The organism is Sphingorhabdus sp. (assembly GCF_029865925.1).
In the GTDB taxonomy this organism is placed as follows: domain Bacteria; phylum Pseudomonadota; class Alphaproteobacteria; order Sphingomonadales; family Sphingomonadaceae; genus Sphingorhabdus_B.
In genome coordinates this window covers 1-25,957 of the sequence record NZ_JARXAI010000069.1, presented here as the reverse complement: position 1 = coordinate 25,957, position 25,957 = coordinate 1, and the positions used below count along the sequence as shown (strand labels likewise).

Here is a 25,957-nt window from a genome sequence, read left to right as displayed (position 1 = left end):
CTATACGTCGGGTACCACGGGGCGGCCAAAGGGCGTGATGCTGTCGCACCGTGGCACCAACATGATGCGGCTATCCGAACATTTTGAGCCAGCCTATCATTGGGATCGCAACGACAGCTTCATCAATGCCCTGCCAAATTTTCATCTGCTGCATTTGGGAATCACGCTGCAATGCCTATATAATGGCGTGTCGATTATTATCGTTCGACAGTTCGATCCGGCTTTGGTGTTAAAAACGCTAACCGCTTTGCAGCCAACTTTGCTGACACTAACCCCGACAATGCTGCAAATGCTGCTCGATCATCCCGGCTCAGCGGCGACGGACTTTTCTTCGCTGCGACTTACTCTTTATGCCGGTTCACCTATTTCTTTGGGACTCATTAAGCGCGCAATTGCCAATATGCCGGGCAAGTTTATGCAATTCTATGGCTCGACAGAAGCTGGTGGGGCCTCCTCGATTCTGCGGCCAGACGAACATGATTTGAATGACGAAGCAAAACTGCAAAGCTGCGGACGCCCGTTACCTTTGGTTGAGTTTCGTATCGTCAATGCGGAAGGCAACGAGGTTTCGGACGGCGTGCCCGGCGAATTGCTGATTCGCCAACCGGCCATCACCAAAGGCTATTGGCAACAACCCGAAACGACGGCTTCAGCGCTGCAAAATGGCTGGTATCGCAGCGGCGACATTGTCCGCCGTGACGCCGAAGGGCTTTATTACATCGTTGATCGCGCGAAGGACATGATCGTGTCAGGCGGGGAAAACATCTATTCCGCCGAGATTGAGAATGTTCTTTCGACGCATCCGGACGTCGCCGGCGTCGCCGTCATAGGGGTACCAGATCTGCGATGGGGAGAAGCGGTGAAGGCCATCGTTATCGCCAAAGAAGGCGGCGCGATCCCGGACGACCTTATCGCTTGGTGCCGCGAACGGCTTGCTGCCTATAAGGTACCAAAGAGCGTCGACTTCGTTGATGCTTTTCCCTTGGTCCCATCTGGCAAAGTATCGAAGAAGGATTTGAGGGCGATCTATTGGGGCAATGAAGGGCGGAGCGTTGCATGACCGAACCGCAAAACTTGAATTAGCAATGGATTTGCGCTTGGTGAGGTCCGACGCTTGTCGTGCTGTTTGTGCTGTTCTGGCGATGAATCGGCGGTAATCTGCCACCTGCGACTCCGCCCTTTTACACATACCGCCGAATATGAGCGATCAAGGGTATGGACATATTGAACCGCGACCGCTGACGCCGCCGATATATGGCTTGCCAAAGCCCGCCCGGTCACATGAATAAGCGTCCACCGTCGACGATGGCGACCTGTCCGGTCGTATAAGCCCCGCGCATGAAATACATATAAGCCTCCGCAACCTCCGCTGGCAGGCCCGGGCGCGGCAAGGGTTGGCCATCAACCATCGCCTGCATCGCGCCGTCTGGCAGGCGCGCCCAAATGTCAGTCGCGACTAGACCGGGGGCGACAAGGTTGACGCGCACTGGTGCCAGATCGACTGCCAGCCCCCGCATCAAATGCTCGGCAGCGCCCGCGATAGCGGTGGAAAGGGCTGAACCCTTTTGCGGGCGATGCGCAAGCACACCCCCTGTCAATGTTACCGATCCGTTCAGCGCGATATGAGGAATGGCGTGTTTCACGGCCAGTATGGCTCCCCAAAAGCGCACGTCGAAGCCAGCCTGTGCGTCGGCAAGGTGAAAATTGGTATTGATGTTGGTCTTGCGCCGCTGCCAATCACCAGCAGTATAGACCAGATGGTCAAACGGGCCGACTTGTTCGAAAAACACCGCAACGCTGGCTTCGTCGGTCAGGTCCAGTATTTGACCGGTCGCCGAAACACCAAGCGTGACGACTGCAGCATTCACCCTTTCGGCGTTGCGCGACCCAACGACTACCGATGCACCATTTGCAACTGCCGCCTGTGCCACCGCAAGGCCAATGCCAGATGTCCCGCCGATGATTGCGACTTTACTACCTTTCAGGCTTACCGAGGTCATATCACTCTCCGTTTCAATAATGGGATGCCCAGGCGGTCATCGCTTCATACTCGTTCACAGAGCTGTGTGCGAAATGCACCGGCTCCTCAAGCACCTCGAACCGCATCCGCCGCGCGGCCATTTCTTCCATGAGGAATCGCACTTGCAACCTTGCCAAACGCGCGCCGAGGCAGCGGAGGACCCCGTAGCTGAAAGATAGATGTCCTCGCGCATTTTCGCGCTGTATGTCAAGCTGGTCGGTGTTAGCAAACACGCCCCCTTCACGGTTGGTAGCGGGAAACTGACCAATATAGAATGTGTTTGCTATCGGGGCAGTAATGCACCGGCGCATTTTTACGCAGCCAGCGAAAGGATTTCTGCCAGCGACGCTCGGCAAAAAGCTCGGCGCGGCTGACGTCGAGGTTCATGTAATCTGGCCAGTTTTTGCAAGAGGCCGTTCGCGCATGACGAGATAAAGCGGGAAGGCGAAGTAGGTGCCAAGGAAGGGGCGCGGGAGGAATATCCAGCCATTCTTTGCGCACAATCCAATCGTCGTGGCATCGCCCTCAACCCAGATCATATAGGCAGCCTAGACGACCGCAATGTCGATGGCAAGAAACGCGGCAGCGCTGCCCGAATTATCGCTATCAAGGAAAAAGCTCGGCAGGTTTAGCAAGTTGCCGCCGCCCGCCATCCATTGGAAACCCCAAGACCAAGCCCAGGCGACCGAGACAAGCGAAAGCGCAATATAAACCATGTTTCTAATTGATATGTTGCTCGCCCTACTAAAGCTTAATGATCCGCTTACCCTTATTCTCGCCGCGGTACAGCCCCGCCAATGCATCGGGACAAGTATCCAGCCCGTTTAAGATATCTTCTTGATAGCGGAGCCGGCCCGAGCGAACCCAATCAGCGAGCTGTGCCACCGACGCCTCATATTTGTCCATATGGTCAAAAATGACAAAGCCCTGCATCCGCGCGCGTTTGAGTAGGAGATGACGCTCGACACGCGGTCCATCTGGCCACGGCGACCATGAAGATATTGCTGCCGTTCCGCATATCACTACGCGCGCATTAACCGATAGATGAGGATAGACTAGGTCACTGATAGCGCCTGCCGTGTTGTCGTAATAGACATTCACGCCGTCACTACATGCGGCGGCCAGCGCCCCGGCAAAATTGGCCGCTTTATAATCCAGCGCGGCATCATATCCGAAATGTTCGGTGCACTGCGCGACCTTTTCGGAGCCGCCGGTTATACCAATTGTCCTGCAACCGAAAATCTGTGCAATCTGGCCAACAGCAGATCCGACCGCACCTGCGGCGGTTGATACCAGCACCGTATCCCCAGACGTAGGCTCACCTATCAGCGTCAAAGCAAGATGCGCGCTTACGCCATTAATCCCCAGAATGCCAAGCGCCAGCGACGGCGGCAGATCAACTTCGGTTATCTGGCGCACAATATCGGATTGTTCAACGACCGCCTCATCTTGCCACCCGAACCAACCGACGAGAAGCTCCCCTGGACGGTATTTCTCTGTCATACTTTCTACCACCTCACCTACGGCAAGCGCACGCATGACTGCGCCAATCGCTACTGGCGCGGAATAGTTACCGGTGTCGGCGATCCAGCCGCGCATCGCGGGCTCGACCGACAGGTATCTGTTGCGGATACGGATTTGACCGTCGGCCAATGGCAGGGACGATGCATCGACAATCGCGAAGTTTTCAGCTTGCGCCACACCAGTTGGCCGCGACGTCAGGATGACTTGCCGGTTCACGCCTTCATGCCCAACCAGGCCCGCGCCGCTGTATATTCGCCAGCGAGCCGGTCGATATAGGCCGTCGCGGGCTCGGCGTGTTTCACCACACAAATGCCCTGGCCAGCACTCCAGATTTCTTTCCATGCCTTAGCATTTTCGCCGCCGCCATCGATGTTGATGCCTTTGCCTTCAGCGCGTTTGAGGTTGGCGGGGTCAAGACCATTTTCTATTAGTGACTGTCGCAGGAAGTTGGCGTCGACCCCGGTAAAACAATTTGTGGTAACGATGTCAGCCGCCGCACCGTCGACGATCATTTGCTTGAAACCGGCTTGCGTATTTGCCTCGGTTGAAGCCAGAAACGGCGAACCGATATAGGCCAAATCAGCGCCGAGCACTTCGGCTGCCAGCACAGACCGGCCATTGGCGATACAGCCGGAGAGCAAAAGCAATCCGTCCCACCACTCGCGGATTTCTTGTACCAGCGCGAAAGGTGAGAGATCACCAGTATGTCCGCCAGCGCCTGCGGCAACCGCAATGATCCCGTCAACGCCCATTTCCGCACATTTCTGCGCATGGCGGTTTTTGATGACGTCCTGAAACACCAGACTGCCGTTGTCTTGAAGCCGTTTAACCAAATCGGGATTGGCAGCCAGTGCCAGCACGACGATCGGCACCTTGTATTTCAGGACAACCTCGAGGTCGGCTTCCAATCGGGAGTTGCTGGCATGTGCAACCAGATTGATGGCATAAGGCATGTTGGCGACACTTGCGGCTATGCGCTCCACATCTTCACCCAGTGCCTCGGTAGAACGTGGGTTGAGCGCAGGCATTGAGCCTATGATACCCGCATTGCACTGGGCGATGACCAGATCTGCTGTAGAGGCGATGAACATTGGCCCAGCCATGACCGGTATGCGAAGTTTGGAACGAAGATCAGACGCAACGCTCATACAGGATCCCATGTAAAAATGTCTGCCGAACGATCTAGTGGATAGAAGTCTTTGGCGAACTGATCGAACACTCGCTCCGCCACGGTTTCCGGAGTCCAGCCATCTGCTGTGTGCGCCGCGCGGATCGGACGTGGTTGGGAGAAAAGGAAAATCTCGTTGTTACGCACGGCGAAAATCTGGCCGGTAACTTTAGCACCTTGATCGCTGCACAAGGCGACAACAAACGGCGCGATTTTGTTAGCATCGAGTTTTTTGAGCCCATCGACGCGCTTTTGCTGTTCGGGCGTGTCGGTAGGGATCGAGTCGATCATTCGCGTCCATGCAAACGGCGCAACCGCGTTAGACCGCACGCCAAAACGCTGCATATCGAGCGCAATGGATTTAGAGAGGCCCACAATACCAAGCTTTGCGGCTGAATAGTTGGCCTGTCCGAAATTGCCAACAAGGCCCGAGGTCGATGTCATGTGAACATAAGCGCCCGAACCCTGCTCTTTGAAAAATGGCGCGGCAGCACGGCTGGTGTTGAAGCTTCCTTTTAAGTGTACGGCAATTACCGCATCAAAGTCTTCGGGGCTCATCTTATGGAAATAGACGTCGCGCAGGTTGCCTGCGTTGTTTACCACCGCATCAATTCGTCCAAAATTATCGACTGCGGATTTGACCATAGCACAAGCCCCGTCCCAGTCGGCGACGCTGTCATGATTAGCGACAGCCTTGCCGCCCAGTGCCTTGATTTCGGCGGCAACTTGCTCTGCTGGCGATCCCTCGGCATTCTCCCCGGTAATCGATACGCCTAGGTCATTGACCACTACCGCTGCCCCAGCCTTTGCTAACTCCAGCGCAATGCCTCGCCCGACCCCACGACCCGCGCCCGTGACCAAAACGGCTCTGCCATCCATCATTCCCATAACCCTGTCCCTCAATAGCTTTTTGGAAGCCCAAGCACCTTTTCAGCGATGAAGCTCATAATCAGCTGTTCGGTAATCGGCGCTAGCCGAGTCAATGCGGATTCGCGGTAAAGCCGTTCGACATGATATTCCTTGGCATAGCCAAAGCCACCATGCGTCGCGACTGCCTGCCAGGCGGCATCATGGCATGCGCGGGCTGCGAGGAATTTGGCGGCGTTCGATTCTGCACCGCACGGCAATCCCTGATCGTATAGGCGGGCGGCCTTTTCGCACATGAGCCATGCAGATTCGAGATACATCCACTTTTCAGCAAGCGGGTGTTGAATGCCCTGGTTTTGCCCGATGGGGCGATCAAACACCACGCGGTCTTTGGCGTATTGCGTGGCACGGCGCAAAGCATCGCGGCCTATGCCGATGGCTTCAGCGCCAATCAGTATGCGTTCGGGGTTAAGGCTGTGGAGGATGTAGCCAAAACCTTTGCCCTCTTCGCCGATCCGGTCCTCGTCGGGGATGAACAAGCCGTCGATAAAGATCGCGTTCGAATCGACCGCTTTACGGCCCATTTTCGGAATTAAGTTTACGTCGATTTTGCTGCGGTCGAGGTCGGTGTAAAAAATGGTAATGCCGTCGGTTGGTCTATCGCAATCCTCATATTTCGTCGTGCGCGTTAGTAGCATAATCTTGTTCGCCACCTGCGCGGTCGAGGTCCAGACCTTTTGGCCATGCACGATATAGCCGCCAGGAACTTTTTCGGCGAAGGTTTTGATGCGCGTCGTGTTGAGACCAGCGTCGGGCTCGGTAAAACCGAAGCAGCATTGGTCTTCGCCCGACACTAGACGCGGAACCCACCGTGCCTTTTGCTCCTCCGTGCCTTCCACCACAATCGGATGTGGTCCGAACAGATTGATATGGATGGTCGATGCGGCTGCAAAGCCGCCACCGTGGGACGACACTTCGTTCATCATGACCGTGGCTTCGGTGACGCCAAGGCCCGACCCGCCATATCGCTCAGGCATGGTAATCCCGAGCCAGCCACCTTCGGCCATGGCACGGTGGAACTCATGCGGAAATTTCCCATCATCATCGCGGGCGAGCCAATAGTTATCACCAAAATGCGAGCATACGGCTCGAACGCCTTCGCGAATGACATTGAGATCATCTTCGGTCGGTAGGGGACGGGATGCGGACATTTTTTTCTCCTAATTTACTGAGGCGAGCGTTTTTTGCGCTGCCTTTAAGTGGGGTATATCGAACATCTTGCCATCGATGCCGAGCGTACCAGCGCCCGGATGAGCGGCGAAGGCATTTACAATTTTGCGGGCCTCTGAAATTTCAGCATCCGACGGCGTGAAGCAGCGGTTGATGATGTCTACTTGATCAGGATGAATAGCGATGCGGCCCAGAAACCCGTCGCGCCTGGCGCGTCTGCAATCAGCCTCAAGGCCCTCGGCATCGCGAAAATTGGCGTAAAGCGTATCGAGCGGCAACACGCCTGCTGCAGCCGATGCGAACAGGCACATATTGCGCGCCATTTGATAGGGCGAAGTCCACTGACCGTCATCTTCCTTGTTGCCCGTTGCGCCAATGGCTGCGGCCAAGTCCTCCGCGCCCCAGGTGAGCGCAATCAAGCGCGGATGGGGCGGGGTATAGCTTGCCAGATTGAACATCGCGATCGGCGTTTCGGTCGCAACGACTGCAATTTTAACGGTGCCGATTTCCATTCCAGCGGCTGCTTCCAGTCTGTCCAATTCTTCGGCGATACGCGCGATATCATGTGCCCCATCGGCCTTGGGTATTAGCAGGCCACCAAGCCCGGGTTTCACAACCGCTGCTAGATCCTCATAGGTCAATCCGGTGTCGAATGGATTGGGCCGCACGAAAAACGACCAGCGCCTCGGGGTGTTATCGTTGAGCAGCGAAGCGACATGGTCGCGCGCAGTGGCTTTTTGTTCAAGCGCAACCGAATCTTCCAGATCAAGGATCAATGCATCAGCCGCCGTCGCGCGTGCCTTGGCAAATTTCTTTTCGCTGTCGCCTGGGACAAACAGCATCGACCTTAATTTCATGCTGGCGCCTTCATCATCAGCGCAGCGCGTACAGTGCGACAGATTACCTCGTCGCGCTGGTTAAGACCGATATGTTCGAACGTCACGATACCTTGCGTCGGGCGCGATTTGCTCTCGCGTTTTTCGACAATCTTCGTTTCGGACCGGATCGTGTCCCCCGCAAAAACAGGCTTAGGAAATGTCGTATCCGTCATGCCCAGATTGCCGATTGTGGTGCCGAGCGTGGTATCCTGAATCGACAATCCAATGACGAGGCCGAGCGTAAAGATCGAATTCATCAGCGGTTTGCCGAACTCGGTGCCTTTGGCATATTCATGGTCGATATGGATCGCTGCTGGATTGTACGTCAGCGACGAGAACAGCATATTGTCCATGTCGGTGACGGTGCGGCGGATTTCATGTTTGAAAACCTGCCCAATCTCGAATTGGTCGAAGTAAAGTCCAGCCATTGTCTGTTTCCCTAATTTAGTCGTCCGAGGATAGAGACAGCCGCCACGCTATTGGCGGGCTGCCCGCCCAGATTATGCGTAAGGCCGAAATCTACATTGGCCAACTGTCGGTCGCCCGCGCGGCCCAAAAGCTGGCTATAAACCTCATATGCCATCCGCAGGCCCGAAGCACCAACCGGATGGCCGAAGCATTTCAATCCGCCATCGGTTTGGCACGGCATCGCGCCGTTGTTGTCATAGCGGCCATCCAATATGTCGAATATGGCGCTGCCTTCAGCTGATAGGCCTAGATCTTCCATGGTAACCAGTTCGGTGATTGAGAAGCAATCATGCACTTCGGTCATCGACAGGTCATGAGCGGAAATCCCCGCTTCGGCATATGCGCGTTTAGCGGCTTCTTGTGTGTTGCGGATAGATGAGCCATCCCATTCATGATAACTTGCTTCCCAGCCATGGCTTACCGATAATTGAATTGCCTTAACCGTCACCGGATTGGCAATGCCAAGACCCTTGGCAATTTCAGGCGTTGTTACAATCGCGCAGGCGGCACCGTCTGACACACCGCAGCAATCGAATAGCCCGAGCGGATTGGCAATCATCGGAGCGTTCAATATCGTTTCCATATCCACCGCTTTGCGTAAATGCGCCTTGGCATTGAGCGCACCGTTCCGGTGGCTCTTCCAGCTGACATGCGCCATTGCGCGCTTGAGGTCTTCGGACGACGCGCCGTGGCGCGCGGTGTAAGCCCCGGCCAATTGCGCGAAGGTTCCCGGCGCTGATCCATAAGGCATCCATAGGTCATTCGCGAGACCTTTGGTGCGCAGCGGCAAGCCCCCATAGCCTGTATCCTTAAGCTTCTCGACACCTAGCGCGACGGCGAAATCGACCGCTCCTGCGGCAATGGCATAAGTGGCTGCGCGTAATGCTTCAGTGCCGGTCGCGCACATATTCTCAACGCGCGACACGGGGATGGATTTGAGACGCAGCGCATGCGCAAGCGGGAGCGCGCTGTTGCCGATATTGATGTCGTCCAGCGCATTACCAACCCACGCGGCGTTAATCTGTCCGCGCGCAATGCCCGCATCAGCCAACGCTTCTTCAAACGCCTCGACGATCAGGTCTTCGGGCCCTTTGTCCCACAATTCACCAAATACGGTGCAGCCCATGCCGATTATGGCAACGCGGTCTTTGATCCCACTGGCCATATTTACGCCTCCATTATCGGGCGGAGAGCAGGGGCGGCTTTCCAGAAATAGGTCCGAAAGCCACGCCTTTTGTCGCGCGATTTAATCCGCAGCCGCATCGACACACTATCCCCCACCTTAAAGCCATCGGCGTCCGCATCAGTGAATTCCATCATCACCCGCGCGCCGTTTTCGAACTGAACTAGACCAAACCAGAAAGGCGGGTCTGGCGTGAAGTTCAGCCGGTCTGCGGTCACCGAAACGAGTTTTGCAGGCACATCGGCCAACCGCATATCCTCCATCGGTTCGGGGCCATCAGCATCAGGACGCACGGGGATTCGCGATTTGGGGAACTGGACATTGCCTTTCGTATCGCGTCCACCGATGAAACCGATCATGTCGCGGCCATAGCGTTCCAGCACCGTTGCTTGGGTCTTTTGCTCGAATTCGGACCGGATGCCCCAGTCCAGATCGATTGTTCCGGTGAGTGAGAGAAACCGCACATAGTCGGCGAAAACCAGGCCTTGTGTGAGTGCGGCGCGTGCTTTTGCTGCTCCAGCCACCGCTCCGATCACTTTAAATATCAAAGTATCGCAACCACTGCCAAATCCAGCGAGCAGTATTATATCGCCCGGCTGAGCTGCGTCCAAAGCGAGTGCGAGCGCGAACAGCGGATGCGCTGCGCCGAGATCACCAGCGGCGGCACTCAGGTCGCTTGCATGATTGGGCGCGGTGATGCCAGTTGCTTTGCTGATGTCCCGCCACATACCCGGCAATGGCTCGCATATAGCGGCATGAGCGATGTCTGCTGACGTCACACCCGCATCAGCAAGCGCCGCTTTAATGGTGGGCGCAATAACATCACGCGTCGCAGTTTCTTTTACGAAGCGTTCTTCGCACGCATAGGGCGTCGGATGTTCGCGTGACGAATACAGATCAACATAATCACGCGCAAGACTGGCATAGCCTATCAGGGCAGCGCCGCCATCATCCGTCACGACAGCTGCACTGCCACCATCGCCCCACGCAGTATGAAAAGCACTACCCGCCCTGACTGGCCGCTTTTCACCAGACGCAATCAGCGTATCTCCCTGCCCCAATAACGCATCAAGAAGTGCAGATACGGCGCACCGCCGATTGCCCGATACGTCGATAGTGCGGGCATTAGCAGGCAACGCCAACGCTTCAAGCAACATAGACGCATGGCCACGTTCAATAAAGGGTGACGAAGTCGACGCGAAGCAAATCCGGGTTGGCGCAACCGTCGAGGTAGAATGTCTCGAAGCCTCCGCAGCCATTGTCAGCGCATCTTCATCCCATCCCGCCGTCGAGCGGTATCCTGCATTACGTCCACCAAGGCCAGAAAACTGCAATCCCTTGGATGCAGCAGACCGGTCGAGACGGAGCAAGGGGAGATAGCCCCCAACGCTTGCAATTCCCCGCTTGCCCGTATCCTGTCCCATGATCATCCTGTTCGGTATGTTTCGTTGATATGTAATTCTTGACAGCTTTCGAGAAACTTGTAAACAGGTTCACAATACATAGCGTTAAATACCAATGAGCGCTCAATCTTTTGAGGATCGATGACCTATGAGCATGCCACTGGTGGTCGAATGGGGCAAATATGGCACCCGCCCGACCGTACCCGGCCCATTCCCGCACGAAAGTGTATGGGGAAAGTTGAACCCTATCCCCGATGTGCAAAGTTCCGCACTCAGCTTCGATACGGTTCCGCCTGGCCGCTGTGGCGAGATGCAGGAATTACAGAACTTAATCATCTTTCTGAAGTCCAATGGCTGTGATGACACAAATAGCCAGGCTATCGCGATTAATGGCGGCCGGCAGCTCGCCCAACCGGGTACCTTTGTTGATCTCTCGGGTTTGACCGATGCACAATGGCAGGCTGCATGCGAAGCCATTCAGGAACCCACACAAAGAGACAAGGCCAACCGTGCATGATCGAGCGTACGTTATTTAAGGAAGAACATGACATGTGGCGCGAAACGGTGCGCCGTTTTGTCGAAAAAGAAATTGTGCCCTTTCATGATCAATGGGAAAAGGACGGCGTTGTCCCTCGCTCGCTTTGGCTAAAGGCCGGTGAGCAGGGAATGCTCTGCTGCACGGTGCCAACCGAATATGGCGGTCTTGGTCTCGATTATTTGTTCGATGTCATCCTGTTTGAGGAATTGTGGAAAGTCGGCGCAAGTGCCCCCGGCTTCCTCATCCATACCGATTTGGTCGCAACCTACATATTGTCGCACGGGACGCCTGAACAAAAGGCGTATTGGCTTCCTAAAATGGTCAGCGGAGAGGCGATTGGTTCGCTTGGTATGACCGAACCGCATGCGGGGTCCGACTTGAAGGCGATCCGCACCAAGGCGGTTCGAGAGGGCGACGAGTTTGTCATTAATGGACAGAAAGTTTTCATCTCCAACGGCCAAAGCTGCGACATTCTTGTTCTTGCCACGAAAACCGACAGCGCTGCAGGCGCAAAAGGGGTCACGCTGTTTATTGTCGAAGGCGACCGCGCCGGTTTCAAGCGTGGTCGTAATCTCGAAAAGCTTGGCATGAAGGGTCAGGATACCTCAGAGCTGTTCTTCGAAAATGTCCGCATTCCGGCGTCGAATATGCTGGGCGAGGAGGGCGGCGGTTTTGGCGTTATGATGGGCAAGCTTCCTCAGGAACGGCTTGCTCAGGCGATCCGTTCTGCAACAGTCACTGAAACCGTCATCCAGTGGACGGTCGATTACACTGCGGAGCGCAAAGCCTTTGATCAAACAATCGCCGATTTTCAGAACACACAGTTCGTGCTGGCTGATTTGAAGGCGCGCTCGGTAATGGCGCGTGTGTTTACCGATAAATGCATCGAATTGTTCATGGATGGTAAGCTTGATCCAGTGACCGCTGCGATGGCGAAAATGACAACATCCGAGCTGCACTGCGAAGCAGTGGACAAATGTCTGCAGCTCTTTGGCGGTTGGGGCTACATCTGGGAATATCCGATTTGCCGAGCCTATGCCGATGCCCGGATCGTCAAAATTGCTGGCGGTTCGATTGAAGTTATGAAGATGATTATTTCGCGCGATATGTTCAAAGGACGGCTGAAGGGCCGATCAACAGCCTGAAATATGAATTCGGTGCTGGATCTGGATGCACTTTCACCTAATGATGGCCGTCCAATAATTGTTGAAGGTAAACCTGTGCAAAAAGATCTTAACTCTAGCCTCCGGTTTGGCTTTCTTATCCACGACGTATCGCGTCTACGCCGCATCATTGTCGACCGTGCGCTCAAGCCGCTCGGCATCACGCGCTCTCAATGGTGGGTTCTCGCTTTCCTGTCGCGACGCGACGGCATGACACAGACTGCGCTGGCCGCAGACCTTGATCTTACAAAGGTGGCCATCGGTGGATTGCTCGACCGGATGGAGGCATCAGGCCTAGTCGAGCGCCGCGCCGATCCGAAAGATGGCCGAGCGCGTCGTGTCTATCTGACCAAGGCCGGTCAAAAGCTGATTGCTACAATTCGAGAGAATGTTGAAAATGTTGAAGTCGGCATTTTGACAAAGATCCCCGAAGCCGACCTCCATCAGGCGGCGGACACGTTGCTGGCGCTCAAAAACACTTTGCTCGAAATGGTCGACAGCGATGACGCGGACGATGACCGGGCGGATATCAATATTCTCGAATAAAATTTTAGGAGATTTAAGTTGCGCGGATTGAAAGACAAAGTGGCGATTGTAACCGGCGGCGGACAGGGGATTGGTCGCGGCATCGCACTGCGCCTTGCTGAAGAAGGATGCAAAGTTGCTCTTTTTGATATGAACCCCGATGCTGGCGCGGAAACCGAGGCGCTTGCAGGCGATGCGGTGGTCAAAACTTACACGGTTGACGTAACCGACTATGACGCGATCAAAGCAGCGGTCGATGCAGTCGAAGCCGATCTCGGCCCGATCTGGACGCTGGTCAACAATGCCGGTTGGGATTTGCCTAAGAACTTCCTTCAGACGGACAAACCCTTGTGGGACAAGATTATCGCGATCAACCTCTATGGCCCGCTCAACACGCACCACGTCGTTGCCCCTTTGATGGTGTCGCGTGGCGGCGGACGTATTATCAACATCGCCTCCGATGCCGCCCGCGTGGGGACGAGCACCGAAGCCGTCTATTCGGCCTGCAAAGGCGGCGTGATAGCCTTTACCAAATCGGTCGCGCGTGAACTGGCAAGGAATAACGTTCTACTTAACGTCGTCTGCCCCGGTCCTACCAACACGCCAATGATGGCGAGTGTACTTGGCGAAGGTGAAGCGGCAATCAAATGGAAAGACGCGATGGTTCGTGGGATTCCGCTCCGCCGCATGGGAGAACCCGAAGATTATGGCGGCATGGTCGCGTTCCTCGCGTCGGATGATGCTTCCTTCATGACTGGCCAGACGATCTCGATCGCTGGCGGCATGAACATGATTTGATTTGATGGAGTTATTGATATGATCGATCCAAGCACATTTGAAGATGTACTCTATGAAGTCCGTGGCCGGGCGGCGTGGATTATCATCAATCGCCCGAAGCTGTATAATGCGTTCCGTGCGCAAACCATTGAAGAACTGATCGCTTCGTTCAAACTTGCAGCTGATGACAAGCAGGTTGCTTCGGTCGTGTTGACGGGCGCTGGCGACAAGGCATTTTGCACTGGTGGTGACCAGTCGGCGCATGAAGGCCAGTATGACGGACGCGGTATCGTCGGCCTCCCGATTGACGAACTGCAATCCATCATCCGCGATATAGGCAAGCCGGTCATCGCACGCGTTAACGGATTTGCGATTGGAGGAGGCAATGTATTTGCGACATTGTGCGACCTGACAATTGCGTCCGATACCGCAAAATTTGGCCAAGTTGGACCAAAGGTTGGCTCGGTTGACGGCGGCTGGGGCACGGCACTACTCGCTCGGCATATCGGCGACAAGAAAGCACGCGAAATGTGGTTCCTAAACGATATGTACACGGCGCAACAGGCTGCGGACATGGGCTTGGTCAATAAAGTCGTTCCCGCAGCGGAACTTGATGCGGCCGTCAATGCGTGGACCGATACTTTGGCCGAACGTTCGCCCACTGCGCTCGCGCTCGCCAAGCGGTCATTCAACGCTGATAGCGAGAATATCCGCGGGATTAGCCAGATGGCGTTGAATGCCGTCAAGCTATTCTACGATACCGAAGAGTCGAAAGAAGGCGTCCGCGCCTTTACCGAAAAGCGGAAGCCTGATTTTCATAAATATGTGAAGTGATTGCAAAGGGCCGGGACAATGACAGCTATCCGCTTTGACCCGGCCAATTTGGCGGATGTTTTGCCTCCGGGCGGATTGACGCTTGTGTCATCCTGTTCGGCTGAATCAGGGATTTTGGCGGATGCCGTAATGGCGGCAGGCGATGATCTGGGCGCGATGACCTTTAGCGGCGTGTTCGTTCCCGGTCTCAATCGCCGGACTTGGCTTCCCAATCCCGATTGCAGCGTGCTCACCTTTTTTATGACGCCAGAGCTGAAGGCGGCTGGCGAACAGGTGGAGTTTCTTCCGATCTGTTATCAGGATATCCTGAGCCTCTACCGTCACCGCCAACCAAATGCGGCGCTTTTCATGTGCAGCCCGCCCGACGAAAACGGAAATTGCAGTTTCGGCAGCGAAGTGGCGTTCATCGCCGATCTGTGGCGCGATATTCCGGTACGCATTGCGCATATCAACCCGCTGATGCCACACACCCCGGGGGATAATGGCATTCCTTTTGACGAGATCACGGCATATTTTGAGTCCAGCCAGCCTTTGTTAGAAAGCCTAGGTGGGGCGCCTGATCCTGTTGCAGAAGCCATCGCCGCGTATATTGTGCCTCACATCTGTAACGGCGCAACATTGCAAACTGGCCTAGGCAAAATACCCGACGCTGTGATGCGCGGTCTGACTGGCCATAACGATCTGCGTGTGCATACCGGCCTGATGGGTGACGGATTGCTTGAACTCGTAGTATCGGGCGCAATGGCAGAAGCGCCGTCCGCAATTGTTGGCGTCGCGATTGGCAGTGCGGAGCTATATGCAGGCATTGCAAACCCAGCCTTCCAGTTCCGACCTGTGTCGGTCACACATGGGTTGGCGGCGCACGCCGCAATCGACAATCTCGTGACCATAAATTCCGCAATCGAAGTCGATCTTTTGGGGCAGGCCTACGCCGAGCTAACGCCTAAAGGCTTGATGTCCGGCCCCGGCGGCGCCTCTGATTTTGCCCGCGGCGCGCGTCTAGGCGATGGCTTGCGGATCGTCGCCTTGCCTGCATCCGCCGCCGGCGGTACCGTCAGCAGGATTGTTGCACCGGGCGCTGGCGCGGGCGCCGTGTCAATGGGCCGGATGGACATTGACCTCGTGGTGACCGAACACGGCGTCGCCGATCTGCGTGACAAGACATACGCGATGCGCGCCGAAGTGTTGATAGGCATCGCTTCCCCACCGCATCGTGACCTCCTTCAAGTTGCGTGGACCGACTACGCCAAAAAACTTTAATAGGAATTCAATATGGCCACGAACAAGGTTATTATCAGCTGCGCGATTACCGGATCAATCCACACGCCGTCCATGTCGCCTTATTTGCCCGTGACTGCGGCAGAGATTGCCGAGTCTGCTCTGGGCGCAGCAGAGGCGGGGGCCGCGATTGTCCACCTCCATGCGCGGGATCCGGTTGACGGACATCCTGTTCACACGCCTGAGGATTTCACGCCGTTCCTTCAGGTCATTAAGCAACGCTCGGATGTTGTCGTGAACATCACCACCGGCGCTTCACCCTATATGCCCGTTGAATATCGCGTCAAACCCGCCGAAACGCTGCAGCCCGAGGTTGCCAGCCTCAACATGGGATCGATGAATTTCGGCCTCTTCCCAATGCTCAAACGGTTCAAAGAATTCAAACATGCGTGGGAGCCTGAGATGCTCGAAGCGTCGCATGACCTGGTGTTTCGCAACAGTTTCAAAGACATTCGCTACGCGCTTGACACGCTCAACAAGACTGGAACGCGTTATGAGTTTGAGTGTTACGACACCGCGCACCTGCATAATCTCTATTACTTTTGGCAGGAAGGGGTGGTCGAAGGGCCGCTTTTCATTCAAACCTGCTTTGGGTTGCTGGGAGGGATTGGTTCGCACCCCGATGAAGTGATGCACATGAAGCGCACAGCCGACCGTTTGTTCGGTGATAATTACCGCTGGTCGGTGCTGGCCGCAGGAGCTGCCCAAATGAAGGTAGCGGCGATGGCAGCTTCGATGGGCGGGCATGTGCGCGTCGGCCTGGAAGATTCGCTTTGGCTTGGTAAGGGTGAACTGGCCCAAACCAATGCAGCACAAGTGACACGCGTCCGCCAGATCATCGAAGGGCTTGGGCTGTCCGTTGCTACCCCCGATGAAGCCCGCGATATTCTCTCCCTAAAAGGCGGCGATAAGGTCGCGTTCTGACGAATATGCTATCGCTTGCCGAAACACCATCACGCCATCCGGTGGACTGCCTCGCGTTGGTTAAAGGTGCGGAGCGTTGGACTTTCGGCGAGCTTGAAACGCGTTCAACTCGATGGGCTAGCTGGCTGATCGGCAAAGGCGTGCAGCCAGATGATCTCGTTGCCTTTTCACGGCCTAATGGCCCGGAATTCATCGCCATAGCCTTTGGCATCTACAAAGCAGGGGCTACACCCGCACCGATTTCTGGCAAGCTTCCCGCCTTTGAACGCGATGCGATTTTGGACGTAATGCAACCGCGGGCGTATATTGTGCCAACAGATGCTCCTGATTGTGCAATGGCTATGTTGCCACCTATTCACGTTGCTGCATCATGGAAAGCATGCACCAGCGGCGGAAGTACGGGCAAGCCCAAAGTAATTGTAGATGGACGGCCTGCTGCTTTTCCAGATGGCATGGACTTTATTGGTATCCCCGAAAATGCTCCTGTGCTGGTGCCAGGCCCGCTCTATCACAATGCCTCGTTCAGCTCAGCGATTTTTGCGCTTTGGAAGGGCTGTACTGTCTGCATGATGGACCGGTTTGAGGAAAAGGCTGCGCTACAATTGATCGATGATCTTCGCATTCAATGGTCGATCATGGTGCCCACTATGCTGCACCGTATCTGGCGTCTGCCTCAACCTTACCGCGAGAGTTTTGACCTTTCATGCTGGAACATGGTGGTCCATACCGCATCACCCATGGCACCGTGGCTAAAGCAAGCGTGGATAGACTGGATGGGTGCCGACCATATCTGGGAAGTATATGGGGCGACCGAAGGGCTGGTTCGTTGTTGGATTGGCGGCCGCGATTGGCTCACACATTCCGGATCGGTTGGTAAGCCGACAGGAGGGGCCCGGCTTCGGATATTGGACGAGCGGGGAAATGAAGTTCCAACCGGCATTGACGGCGAGGTTTATGCTATGCCCGCTGGTGGCCCAAAATCCAGCTATCGCTACATCGGCGCAGAACGTCGCGCCACCGCTGACGGATGGGAATCGGTTGGCGACATCGGCCATGTCGACGCAGAAGGCTATCTGTATCTGGCGGACAGACGCGTAGATCTGATCATTTCGGGGGGCCTCAACATCTGGCCGGCAGAGGTCGAGGCAGCGATTTCCCGGCATCCCGATATTGTGTCTTGTGCGGTGCAGGGAAAGCCTGACGCTGACATGGGACAAATCGTCCATGCCGTTATTGAAATGCAACGCAAAACACTCTCGCTTGAAGAACTAAGCGCGTTCCTTTCCAACTATCTTGTGCGTGCCAAGCACCCGCGCTCGCTAACCATACAGGCAAGCGCAGTCCGTGATGACGCGGGCAAGTTCCGCAAACAGTGATCTGCCGAAGGAAGTATAATGACCGTTACCCCGCCAACTCTTGAACAGTTCCGGCTTGAATTTCAGGCGAATGGACTTGTCCATCTCGTTTTCGATTGCCCTGGGCGGACGATGAATGTGTTTTCTAATGCGGCCATTCACGAACTCGGCGCATTTGCCGCTTGGTTGGCGGGGGCCGACGTAAAGGGCGTCGTCATCCGCTCGGGCAAGGATAATGCCTTTTGTGCGGGCGCGGACCTGACCGAACTTGGCGTTGCTTATGATATGATAATGGAAGCACCGTTGCAGGACCGTTTTAATGTGGCGTTCGAGCTTTTTTTCCCACTCAGCAAAGCCATTCGGGCTTTGGAAACGGCGGGTAAGCCCGTTGCCGCCGCAATAGCGGGCCTTGCCCTTGGCGGCGGATGTGAGTTAGCATTGGGTGCGCATTACCGCGTGCTGGTGGATGATCCTAAAATCGGACTTGGTTTGCCTGAATCGCTCGTCGGCTTGTTACCAGGGGCTGGAGGAACGCAGCGTTTGCCGCGGCTGGTCGGCCTTAAAGCCTGCCTCCCGATCTTGCTTGAAGGCGCTCGTTTGAGCGGTCAAGCCGCGCTCAATGCAGGGCTGGCGCACGAACTGGCCAAGCCGGGCGAAGAGGTGGCACGCGCGGAAGCTTGGTTGCTGTCTTGTGCCGATGCACTGCAGCCGTGGGATCGAGTTGATTGGGTTTTGCCGTCAACGCCAGAGATTGACGTTATCTTAGCGCCACTGCGCGCAAAAGCAGACCCCCTCTATCCTGCGCCGATCGCCATTCTCGATTGTGTTCAATATGGCTTGCCGCAAACCTTCGAAGGGGCAATCCGCAGCGAGATGGCAATCTTTGCACATCTCATCCAGCGGCCTGAGGCCCGGAACATGATACAAACCCTTTTCCTTGGTAAAACCGATTATGACCGGCTTAAGCGCAGGGATGCGTTACCAGCATTTGTCTCCAACGTTGTTGCTGCGGTTCAAGCTGTAGCTGGAGACAGAGGCGACCCTGTGGTATTGTGCGCAATCAGCGAAGCCGTCTTGCCGTGGCGTGAGAAGCACACTTCTGACGAGCTGCGCCTCGCCGATTACGCCGTCGTCAAAGAGACGGGCTATCCGTCTTACTTGGGCGGCCCCTTCAGTTTCGCTGTTCGGGGTTTTGACTGACCGTATGGCCTATCGAAATGGATGTGCCGCATCAGCGGCTTAGTCCGCAGCAGGCTGGCCTGACTGGTTTCACGAAGAGCCCAATGCAGGGAAAATGGCTGCGGCTTGATTTTGTAGCGGATAAAAATGCTGAAGCACTATTGGCCTCAGCATTTTTTGTTTCATTGGTTTTGGAGAGCAAGGACTATTCTGAATATTCAGCGCGTAACTGGCGAATATTGCCTGGTGAGACGCCCAAGCCATTTACGATATAATCTTCGATGCTACCAAACCGTGAACTCATCTGCGCAAATGCGGTCGCCAGATATTCGGGGCGGACAAGCATGACTTCCTCCAACACCTCGTCGCTCAGATCGAGGTCATATTTCGCGCGCAAAGCGGCAATCCCATCGTTCATACGGTTATCCCCAGCGGCATTGGTTAGCATGTAATCCTGATAGATATCATTTTCAGACACCCCCATCAGCTGGTGGAATAAAGCAACGGTTAAACCCGTCCGGTCTTTGCCCGCAAAGCAGTGCACCAATGATGCCGACTGACATTCCGCGAGGCTATTGAGATACAGCCCGAAGGACAATTGGTTGGCGGGATTGAACGGCAGGCTGCTATAGATTTCTTTCATTCCATTGATTGCTTCCTGACGGGTTGAAAGCCCTAAAAATGTCGACGACAAATGCGGTGTTTCGCCGTGTGCGTCCGGAATAAAGGCGAGTATGCCGCCTGCGACGGGCCCGACCAAGCTTGGATCAGTTCTGCGTTCAACGTCGCTGCGCAAATCAACTATTAGGTCAAGTTCGATTGCCGAAAGCCGGTCAATATCGCTTTTCGTGGCATAGCTAAGATGCCCCGAACGAAATAATCGCCCGCGTGGAATCACAGCTCCGGAAAGCGTTCGATAGCCGCCATAGTCGCGAAAATTATGTATGCCTCCCAATGGAAGCACTCTGCTTTCCGTCATCAATCCAGCAACCTTTGCTAGTCACCAACTTCCCACTTCAAGGGTGCCATCAGCCCATTACATAAATCGATTTTGTCCGCATATAACCATTGACGGCTTCAGGTCCGAATTCGCTGCCCATGCCGCTACCCTTTACGCCGCCAAATGGTGAACCGAGTGAGGGCATATAACCGTTTACGCCCACGGTCCCGCTATCGACTCGGCGGGCAACATCGGTTGCGTGCGCGCTGTCGGAGCTCCAGACCGAACCGCCCAGACCAAATATCGAGTCATTGGCAATCCGCACTGCCTCGTCTTCATCCTGATATTTGATGATCGAAAGCACGGGGCCAAAGATTTCCTCCTGCGCGATGACGGCTCCATTATCGACATCGGCAAAGACCGTCGGCTCGACAAACCAGCCACGATTATGACCATTGGGGCGACCCCCGCCTGCGACCAACCGCGCCTCTGTCTTACCTTTGGCAATATAGCCTTCGACGCGTTCCCGGTGGAGAGCCGAGGCCATTGGCCCGACATGTGTGCCCGCATCCATCGCATCGCCAATCACAAGTGTGGAAACCATGCCAGCAACAGCGCCGACAATTTCGTCGTAGCGTTTGGCCGGAGCCAATATCCGCGTGGCGTTGTAGCATGCCTGCCCGTTGTTTAACATGCTTGCCATGGGAATACCCGGAAGGAACGCATTTAGGTCGACATCTTCGAGCAATACAGCGGCTGATTTACCGCCGAGCTCCAGCGTGACCGGACGCAACAACTCGCCACAGACGCTCGCAATCTTGCGTCCTGCCGCGGTCGAGCCGGTAAACGCAATTTTGTCTACTTCCGGATGCGAGACGAGATGCGCACCCGCAGCACGGTCCGCCGCGACGATGTTGATGACGCCCGCCGGAACGCCTGCTTCAAGCGCCGCCTCGGCGACGAGATAGCTGTCGAGCACAGTACCGGGCGAAGGCTTGATTACCAAAGTGCAGCCCGCCAGCATGGCAGGCGCGATCTTGCTGAACGCAAGGGTGGCAGGGAAATTCCACGGCACAATCGCACCGACAACGCCAATGGCTGATTTCTCGACGAGCGTTTCCTTGCCCATTTGCGACGGGCGGCTTTCGGACAGCGACAATCCATCGGCAAGGCTGGCATAATATTGGAGCAATCCGGCCGGAAACTGGGCTTCGAGCATGTTTGACAGGCTGACCGGCATGCCGTTCTGCATGCTGACCGCTTCGGCCAGTTGCGGGCCGCGCTTCGCCATAGCTTCCATGAATTTCAGCATGACCTTGGCGCGTTCCGCCGGGGATAATTGCGGCCAGCCGCTCTTGTCAAAGGCGGTACGAGCGGCGGCAACCGCGGCGTCAATGTCGGCTTCAACGCCTTCGGGAACGGTCGCGATGCGTTCGCCTGTCGAGGCATTGATGATTTCGAAAACCTTGTGGGTCGAAGGTTTGACCCATTGGTTTCCGATGAAGAATGCAGTTCGGTCTAAGCTCATTGTATCTCTCCTAAAAAATTTTGTATCATACTGGTATCGTTGAATTTGTGGCAGAAAATTGCATCAAGCGGCACGCCCAGCCGCGCCAGTCCGGGCATCGCTGCATCGATTATCGCGGGTGGACCGCAAAGATAGGCATGGGCGTTGGGTCCCGGATGTTATAGGGCGTCGAAACGCACCGCCGGGTGCGTGCCGAATGAACGTTACCAGCCTTGTCTGACCGAATTTCTCGGGCGCGGTGGTCAGCGAATAGGACCGGTGAACTTGGCCCCCTTTCCGACACATGTTGGGATATTGGCCCGCGCGATAATGCGTTGGCAAATTAGTTTCCCAAACAAACTGCATAGTATCGTGCGTCAGCGGCATTGTCTCGGCAAGCTTGGCTGTCGCAGTAACATGCTCTTCTGACTGCGTTTGCAATTCGACTTCGACGACCAATTCGGTTTTTGGAACGGCCTGGCAGGCAAGAATATAACCGGCCTGAAGACCTCTCCTGCTGAGCGCATAGCCAAAGGGCGTAATCGCATCGACCTTACCCGAAATCAGATTTGTCCGGCAGGTTCTGTAAGTGCCGACAGTGCAATAATGTGGACACGGCGATCCTACCTTCAGCGCTTGTTCAAGTATGGTTTCGTCGAGCGCAACCATAAGCTGCAATCCCGACGCATTGACCGGAACCTTTTGTGGTTCCGCCTTTCCGAATAACGATCTAATGCAGCTCATTATGCAGCTCCGTTGACCCTAAACCGATTATCCATTTTGCGCAGCATTCTTAAAGAGCCCGCAAAATCTGCTCGGCGAAGTCCCTTGCGGTTACCTTACGGAACGAGAGTAATCTCCGCCACATTCGAATAACTTCAAAAGTAGTAAATAGGTTGACATGATTCGGATATAGCTTATTTTGTTTCCGTCAGTACATACCTCAAATACCCAGCAGAATGCCTGCATGCGCGCGACGTTCAAAAGGATGACCGGTAACGGCGTGCAGCACATGAAGTTGAGCCGAACTTATTCCACCTGAAATCGCGATGCTATCCGCACCCGTTATTGATTTTTTGGAGAGAAAAAATGAAAGCTACAGCAGCAATCATCCGCAATATCGGCGGACCTTTTCTGATCGAGGATGTCGAAGTGCAACGCCCGACTGGGGCCGAAGTGCTTGTACGTATCGTCGGCGTTGGAATGTGCCATACCGATCTTGTCGCCCGCGATGGCTTTCCTGTGCCGATGCCGATCGTGCTTGGCCATGAGGGGTCCGGCGTGGTTGAAGCCATCGGCCCCGATGTGAAGGGGTTGGCTGTAGGCGATCATGTCGTGCTGAGCTTTGATAGCTGTGCAGATTGCGAAACCTGCAACGAACATCTTCCCGCTTATTGCCATAATTTCCTTGCCTATAATTTTGCAGGCGTCCGTCTTGCAGACGGATCGACGTCATTGTCGAGGGGCGATGAAGTCATTCACGGCAATTTCTTTGGCCAGTCATCCTTCGCCAGCCTTGCAATCGCGCACGAACGGAACACGGTAAAGGTGGATAAGGACCTACCGCTCGAAATTTTGGGACCATTGGGCTGTGGCGTCCAAACCGGGGCCGGTGCCGCTGTCCTATCCCTGGAGATAAAGTCCGGCCAGTCGCTGGCTATCTTTGGCGGCGGCGCCGTTGGTCTTTCGGCTTTACTTGGCGCACGTGCCATTGGAGCTGGCAGTGTAATCGTGATCGAACCCAATGCTGAACGCGGAAAACTGGCGCTGGAGCTTGGTGCAACGCATATCATCAACCCGAAAGAGTGCGACGATGTACTGGCGAAAGTGAAAGAACTCGGCGGAGGCGCTGGGGTTAACCATGCCTTGGATACCACCGGCATCCCGGCGGTCATTGCGGTGGCGGTAGAAACAATGCTGCCGCACGGTACTTTGGGCTTGATCGCGGTGCCACCGCCCGAAGCGATGCTGCCCGCTAACATGATGAGCCTGCTGGTCCGCGGTAGTATCATCAAATACATCACAGAAGGCGACGCCGACCCGCAGGTCTTTGTGCCCCAGATGCTCGCTTGGTACCGGGAAGGTAGATTTCCCTTCGACCGGCTGATCAAGACCTTCCCGTTCAGCGCCATCAACGAGGCCGCCGCTGCGTCGGAAAACGGCAGTGCGGTCAAGCCGGTACTGCTCTTCTGACGCGTAATCGTTGCTCCTAGTGCGGGTCAGTGCAGTGGGATCGCCGATTTATGGTAACCGCCTCAACGAAGCACCGTTAAAATCATCCCGCAAGCTAATTGATGCTCCCATGTCACCTCCTCCAAATGAAGAACAACATAGAATCAGACTTTCAACCGATTGGGAATCTCAAATCTGAGTCATCCTCAGCGCAGCTTGGTATAATGCTATGAAGTGAATGTCTCACCAGTCACCCGATCTTACAGCGGCAAGAGGCCGTGGTTTAAATGTAAGGAATGCAGAGAGTTTGCCGTCACCCGACAATTACCAGTTGGCTTCTTTATGGAGAATCTTATTTAATCGCTAGCCAATGACATGACCGGCGATAAGGAGCACTACCATCGCGACCAGCCAACTGCGGTACATGAACCGCCAATGAGGTGCGGCATGCCGAGCCTCCATGTAATGAATGATCACAAGATCGCCTTTTACAGCGGCGATAATAAAAACTGCACCAATAGCATAAAGCGCATGCTTTGAACCCTCAGCAACGAATGTCGAAAATAACGATAGAGCCATTAGTATTAGCCATATGGCACTCGGCTTAGTTTGAGACTTTAGCATCATTTTGCTCCCGCAAGATAAAGCATTGGAAAGATGAACAGCCACAGCACGTCTACAAAATGCCAAAACAGCCCGACATTCTCCATCTTCTTGCGAAAATTTTTGCTGCCTAGCTCCGTCGATAAACGCATTCGGCAGTGCCCCATGAAAACCATGCCACCAATCACATGGATGAAGTGCAGGCCGGTAATTAGGAAGTAGAAGGTGAAAAAGCCGTTCGATACCGGCGAAAGGCCGAGCGCAATCTTATCTGAATATTCGATCAACTTGTTGCCGGCAAACAATGCGCCGAGGAGCAGCGCTAAATTCAGATAAAGTGCTGCCGCGCGCTCAGCATTTCGGCGGGTCGCATGTACCGCCTCAACCATGCACCATGAACTGGTCAAAAGAAATAGGGCGCTTGCAAGCCCCGTGAGAGGGTCTAGCTGCCGCTGTGAGACTGAGAATATATCAGGAAGGCGCAATCGCTCGGAAATATATACCAGAAAGAACAGAAAGAAGACAACCATATCGATGAACACGAATGTCCAAATCCCGCTCGTCCCGGGATGGTCCTCGTGATCGGAAATGTCGCTTCGAAACTCGTTGGATTGCATCGGTTCCCCCTACTGAAATGCGACAGCCCGGCACAGTCCCAAAGGTCTATGCCGGGCCGAGCCGCTACAAATTACCCTCAACCTTATACTGTTGCTAGCCTTCCAGCTGCGACTGCTTGGTCTGCGGTTGATTTGTAAACATGCTTCAGCACATAGAAGTTATAGACGCCGAAGAATGCAAAAATCCATCCAGTGAAGATGATCCAGAAATTCCAAAGCCCTGCGACCATGAACGGACCGTCGGTTACGAACGGCATAAATATTAGCGGCACAAAGCCGATACCGATTGCTGCCGACACCCATCCAGCCCAGGCTGGGAACATCGTCTGTTTCTTGTTCAAGATCGTGTAAAGCGCCAATGCACACATCTGGATCGTGGTTATCATATAAGTGCAATCAAAGATGAACCACGTCATGGTGTGCACCATCTTGATAATCTCTGGTGAAACCTGACCCGTTAGAATCGAACACGCAGCCCACATGGCGGAGCAGAATGCGAAGAGCCATCCGGTCAAGATACCGCCGGCCAGTTCGATGAAGCTGAGCGCACCAACATTGCCATGCTCATCGCGCATCAATGATGCCAACAGGCAGGACCAAATGGTGTAGAATAAGCCAAACGTGGCGCTAAGGATCATGCCAGCACCAATTTCTGGATATTTACCGTAATATTCCGAAATGAGCTGATCTGGCGTCATCGCCATCATGTTAGGTGGCGGGATGTTATGCCCCATGATGCCCCAAGTGTAGATAATGCTAACTACGAACAGCGGCCCACACCATGCGAGGCCACGCTCGATTGCT

General features: G+C 54.9%; 29 protein-coding genes. 11 read left to right on the top strand and 18 right to left on the bottom strand.

Translation table 11 applies throughout. The annotated features are described in order from the left end of the window. Nucleotides 1-1,060, top strand: a 1,060-nt coding sequence (locus tag QE270_RS07185) for an AMP-binding protein (protein ID WP_300037309.1), incomplete at its 5' end; no start/stop codon positions are given. A gap of 217 nt (nt 1,061-1,277) precedes the next feature. Here QE270_RS07185 and QE270_RS07180 read toward each other — a convergent pair. The 12 genes from QE270_RS07180 to QE270_RS07125 form a co-directional block, all read right to left on the bottom strand. Then, a complete protein-coding gene (locus QE270_RS07180; protein ID WP_300037306.1) occupies nt 1,278-2,000 on the bottom strand; it encodes an SDR family oxidoreductase in 723 nt (240 codons plus the stop codon). A 260-nt stretch (nt 2,001-2,260) separates the two neighbouring features. Further along, complete coding sequence (locus tag QE270_RS07175; protein WP_300037303.1) at nt 2,261-2,407, bottom strand: hypothetical protein; 147 nt, start codon at nt 2,405-2,407, stop codon at nt 2,261-2,263. Continuing rightward, on the bottom strand, nt 2,404-2,559 hold the full coding sequence (locus tag QE270_RS07170; protein ID WP_300037300.1) for a hypothetical protein: 156 nt from the start codon (nt 2,557-2,559) through the stop codon (nt 2,404-2,406). The genes QE270_RS07175 and QE270_RS07170 overlap by 4 nt, the downstream gene beginning before the upstream one ends. 9 nt (nt 2,560-2,568) lie before the next feature. Then, on the bottom strand, nt 2,569-2,736 hold the full coding sequence (locus tag QE270_RS07165) for a hypothetical protein (RefSeq protein WP_300037297.1): 168 nt from the start codon (nt 2,734-2,736) through the stop codon (nt 2,569-2,571). A 28-nt stretch (nt 2,737-2,764) separates the two neighbouring features. Continuing rightward, nucleotides 2,765-3,760 carry an NADP-dependent oxidoreductase gene (locus QE270_RS07160; protein WP_300037294.1) on the bottom strand — a complete coding sequence of 332 codons (996 nt, stop codon included), beginning with the start codon at nt 3,758-3,760 and terminating at the stop codon, nt 2,765-2,767. Next, nucleotides 3,757-4,692 (bottom strand): nitronate monooxygenase, encoded by a 936-nt coding sequence (locus QE270_RS07155; RefSeq protein ID WP_300037291.1) that lies wholly within the window; start codon nt 4,690-4,692, stop codon nt 3,757-3,759. The genes QE270_RS07160 and QE270_RS07155 overlap by 4 nt, the downstream gene beginning before the upstream one ends. Then, nucleotides 4,689-5,594, bottom strand: coding sequence for an SDR family NAD(P)-dependent oxidoreductase (locus tag QE270_RS07150; RefSeq protein ID WP_300037289.1), 906 nt, complete (start codon nt 5,592-5,594; stop codon nt 4,689-4,691). The genes QE270_RS07155 and QE270_RS07150 overlap by 4 nt, the downstream gene beginning before the upstream one ends. A gap of 17 nt (nt 5,595-5,611) precedes the next feature. Next, entirely contained in the window at nt 5,612-6,790 is a 1,179-nt protein-coding gene (locus QE270_RS07145) for an acyl-CoA dehydrogenase family protein (protein ID WP_300037285.1), read from the bottom strand. Nucleotides 6,791-6,799: 9 nt separating this feature from the next. Then, entirely contained in the window at nt 6,800-7,666 is an 867-nt protein-coding gene (locus tag QE270_RS07140) for a CoA ester lyase (protein ID WP_300037282.1), read from the bottom strand. Then, nucleotides 7,663-8,115, bottom strand: coding sequence for a MaoC family dehydratase (locus tag QE270_RS07135; RefSeq protein ID WP_300037279.1), 453 nt, complete (start codon nt 8,113-8,115; stop codon nt 7,663-7,665). The genes QE270_RS07140 and QE270_RS07135 overlap by 4 nt, the downstream gene beginning before the upstream one ends. 11 nt (nt 8,116-8,126) lie before the next feature. Continuing rightward, nucleotides 8,127-9,320, bottom strand: a complete 1,194-nt coding sequence (locus QE270_RS07130; protein WP_300037276.1) for an acetyl-CoA acetyltransferase — start codon at nt 9,318-9,320, stop codon at nt 8,127-8,129. Between the two features lie 2 nt (nt 9,321-9,322). Beyond that, on the bottom strand, nt 9,323-10,762 hold the full coding sequence (locus QE270_RS07125; protein WP_300037273.1) for a hypothetical protein: 1,440 nt from the start codon (nt 10,760-10,762) through the stop codon (nt 9,323-9,325). A 127-nt stretch (nt 10,763-10,889) separates the two neighbouring features. Here QE270_RS07125 and QE270_RS07120 point away from each other — a divergent pair, with 127 nt between their 5' ends. From QE270_RS07120 to QE270_RS07080, 9 genes are read left to right on the top strand one after another with little or no spacing between them, the layout of a single operon-like run. Further along, nucleotides 10,890-11,258 (top strand): hypothetical protein, encoded by a 369-nt coding sequence (locus QE270_RS07120; protein WP_300037270.1) that lies wholly within the window; start codon nt 10,890-10,892, stop codon nt 11,256-11,258. Further along, the gene (locus QE270_RS07115) at nt 11,255-12,424 is read left to right on the top strand and encodes an acyl-CoA dehydrogenase family protein (RefSeq protein ID WP_300037267.1); all 1,170 of its coding nucleotides are present in this window, start codon (nt 11,255-11,257) and stop codon (nt 12,422-12,424) included. The genes QE270_RS07120 and QE270_RS07115 overlap by 4 nt, the downstream gene beginning before the upstream one ends. Nucleotides 12,425-12,427: 3 nt before the next feature. Then, a complete protein-coding gene (locus tag QE270_RS07110) occupies nt 12,428-12,988 on the top strand; it encodes a MarR family transcriptional regulator (RefSeq protein WP_300037264.1) in 561 nt (186 codons plus the stop codon). An 18-nt stretch (nt 12,989-13,006) separates the two neighbouring features. Beyond that, nucleotides 13,007-13,765, top strand: coding sequence for an SDR family oxidoreductase (locus QE270_RS07105; RefSeq protein ID WP_300037261.1), 759 nt, complete (start codon nt 13,007-13,009; stop codon nt 13,763-13,765). A gap of 18 nt (nt 13,766-13,783) precedes the next feature. Continuing rightward, entirely contained in the window at nt 13,784-14,578 is a 795-nt protein-coding gene (locus QE270_RS07100; protein ID WP_300037258.1) for an enoyl-CoA hydratase-related protein, read from the top strand. Between the two features lie 18 nt (nt 14,579-14,596). Next, nucleotides 14,597-15,838: an acetyl-CoA hydrolase/transferase C-terminal domain-containing protein gene (locus tag QE270_RS07095; protein WP_300037255.1), complete on the top strand. Its 1,242-nt coding sequence runs from the start codon at nt 14,597-14,599 to the stop codon at nt 15,836-15,838. Between the two features lie 12 nt (nt 15,839-15,850). Next, nucleotides 15,851-16,780 carry a 3-keto-5-aminohexanoate cleavage protein gene (locus tag QE270_RS07090; RefSeq protein ID WP_300037253.1) on the top strand — a complete coding sequence of 310 codons (930 nt, stop codon included), beginning with the start codon at nt 15,851-15,853 and terminating at the stop codon, nt 16,778-16,780. Between the two features lie 5 nt (nt 16,781-16,785). Further along, nucleotides 16,786-18,156, top strand: a complete 1,371-nt coding sequence (locus QE270_RS07085) for an AMP-binding protein (RefSeq protein ID WP_300037250.1) — start codon at nt 16,786-16,788, stop codon at nt 18,154-18,156. An 18-nt stretch (nt 18,157-18,174) separates the two neighbouring features. After that, on the top strand, nt 18,175-19,335 hold the full coding sequence (locus QE270_RS07080; RefSeq protein ID WP_300037247.1) for an enoyl-CoA hydratase-related protein: 1,161 nt from the start codon (nt 18,175-18,177) through the stop codon (nt 19,333-19,335). 184 nt (nt 19,336-19,519) lie between these two features. Here the strand turns inward: QE270_RS07080 and QE270_RS07075 are convergent, their stop codons facing one another. From QE270_RS07075 to QE270_RS07065, 3 genes are all read right to left on the bottom strand, one after another. After that, entirely contained in the window at nt 19,520-20,293 is a 774-nt protein-coding gene (locus QE270_RS07075; RefSeq protein WP_300037244.1) for a tyrosine-protein phosphatase, read from the bottom strand. Nucleotides 20,294-20,342: 49 nt separating this feature from the next. After that, the gene (locus QE270_RS07070; protein WP_300037241.1) at nt 20,343-21,782 is read right to left on the bottom strand and encodes an aldehyde dehydrogenase; all 1,440 of its coding nucleotides are present in this window, start codon (nt 21,780-21,782) and stop codon (nt 20,343-20,345) included. A 63-nt stretch (nt 21,783-21,845) separates the two neighbouring features. Further along, nucleotides 21,846-22,505, bottom strand: coding sequence for a 2Fe-2S iron-sulfur cluster-binding protein (locus tag QE270_RS07065; protein ID WP_300037238.1), 660 nt, complete (start codon nt 22,503-22,505; stop codon nt 21,846-21,848). A gap of 345 nt (nt 22,506-22,850) precedes the next feature. On the opposite strand from QE270_RS07065, the gene QE270_RS07060 reads away from it, so the two are divergent. Then, the gene (locus QE270_RS07060; protein ID WP_300037235.1) at nt 22,851-23,954 is read left to right on the top strand and encodes an NAD(P)-dependent alcohol dehydrogenase; all 1,104 of its coding nucleotides are present in this window, start codon (nt 22,851-22,853) and stop codon (nt 23,952-23,954) included. Between the two features lie 342 nt (nt 23,955-24,296). On the opposite strand, the gene QE270_RS07055 is transcribed toward QE270_RS07060, so the two are convergent. From QE270_RS07055 to QE270_RS07045, 3 genes are all read right to left on the bottom strand, one after another. Then, nucleotides 24,297-24,557 (bottom strand): cytochrome C oxidase subunit IV family protein, encoded by a 261-nt coding sequence (locus QE270_RS07055; RefSeq protein WP_300037312.1) that lies wholly within the window; start codon nt 24,555-24,557, stop codon nt 24,297-24,299. Beyond that, complete coding sequence (locus QE270_RS07050) at nt 24,557-25,153, bottom strand: cytochrome c oxidase subunit 3 (protein WP_300037233.1); 597 nt, start codon at nt 25,151-25,153, stop codon at nt 24,557-24,559. The genes QE270_RS07055 and QE270_RS07050 overlap by 1 nt, the downstream gene beginning before the upstream one ends. Before the next feature lie 83 nt (nt 25,154-25,236). Beyond that, nucleotides 25,237-25,957 (bottom strand): hypothetical protein (locus QE270_RS07045; protein WP_300037230.1); only part of this gene is annotated, 721 nt, incomplete at its 5' end.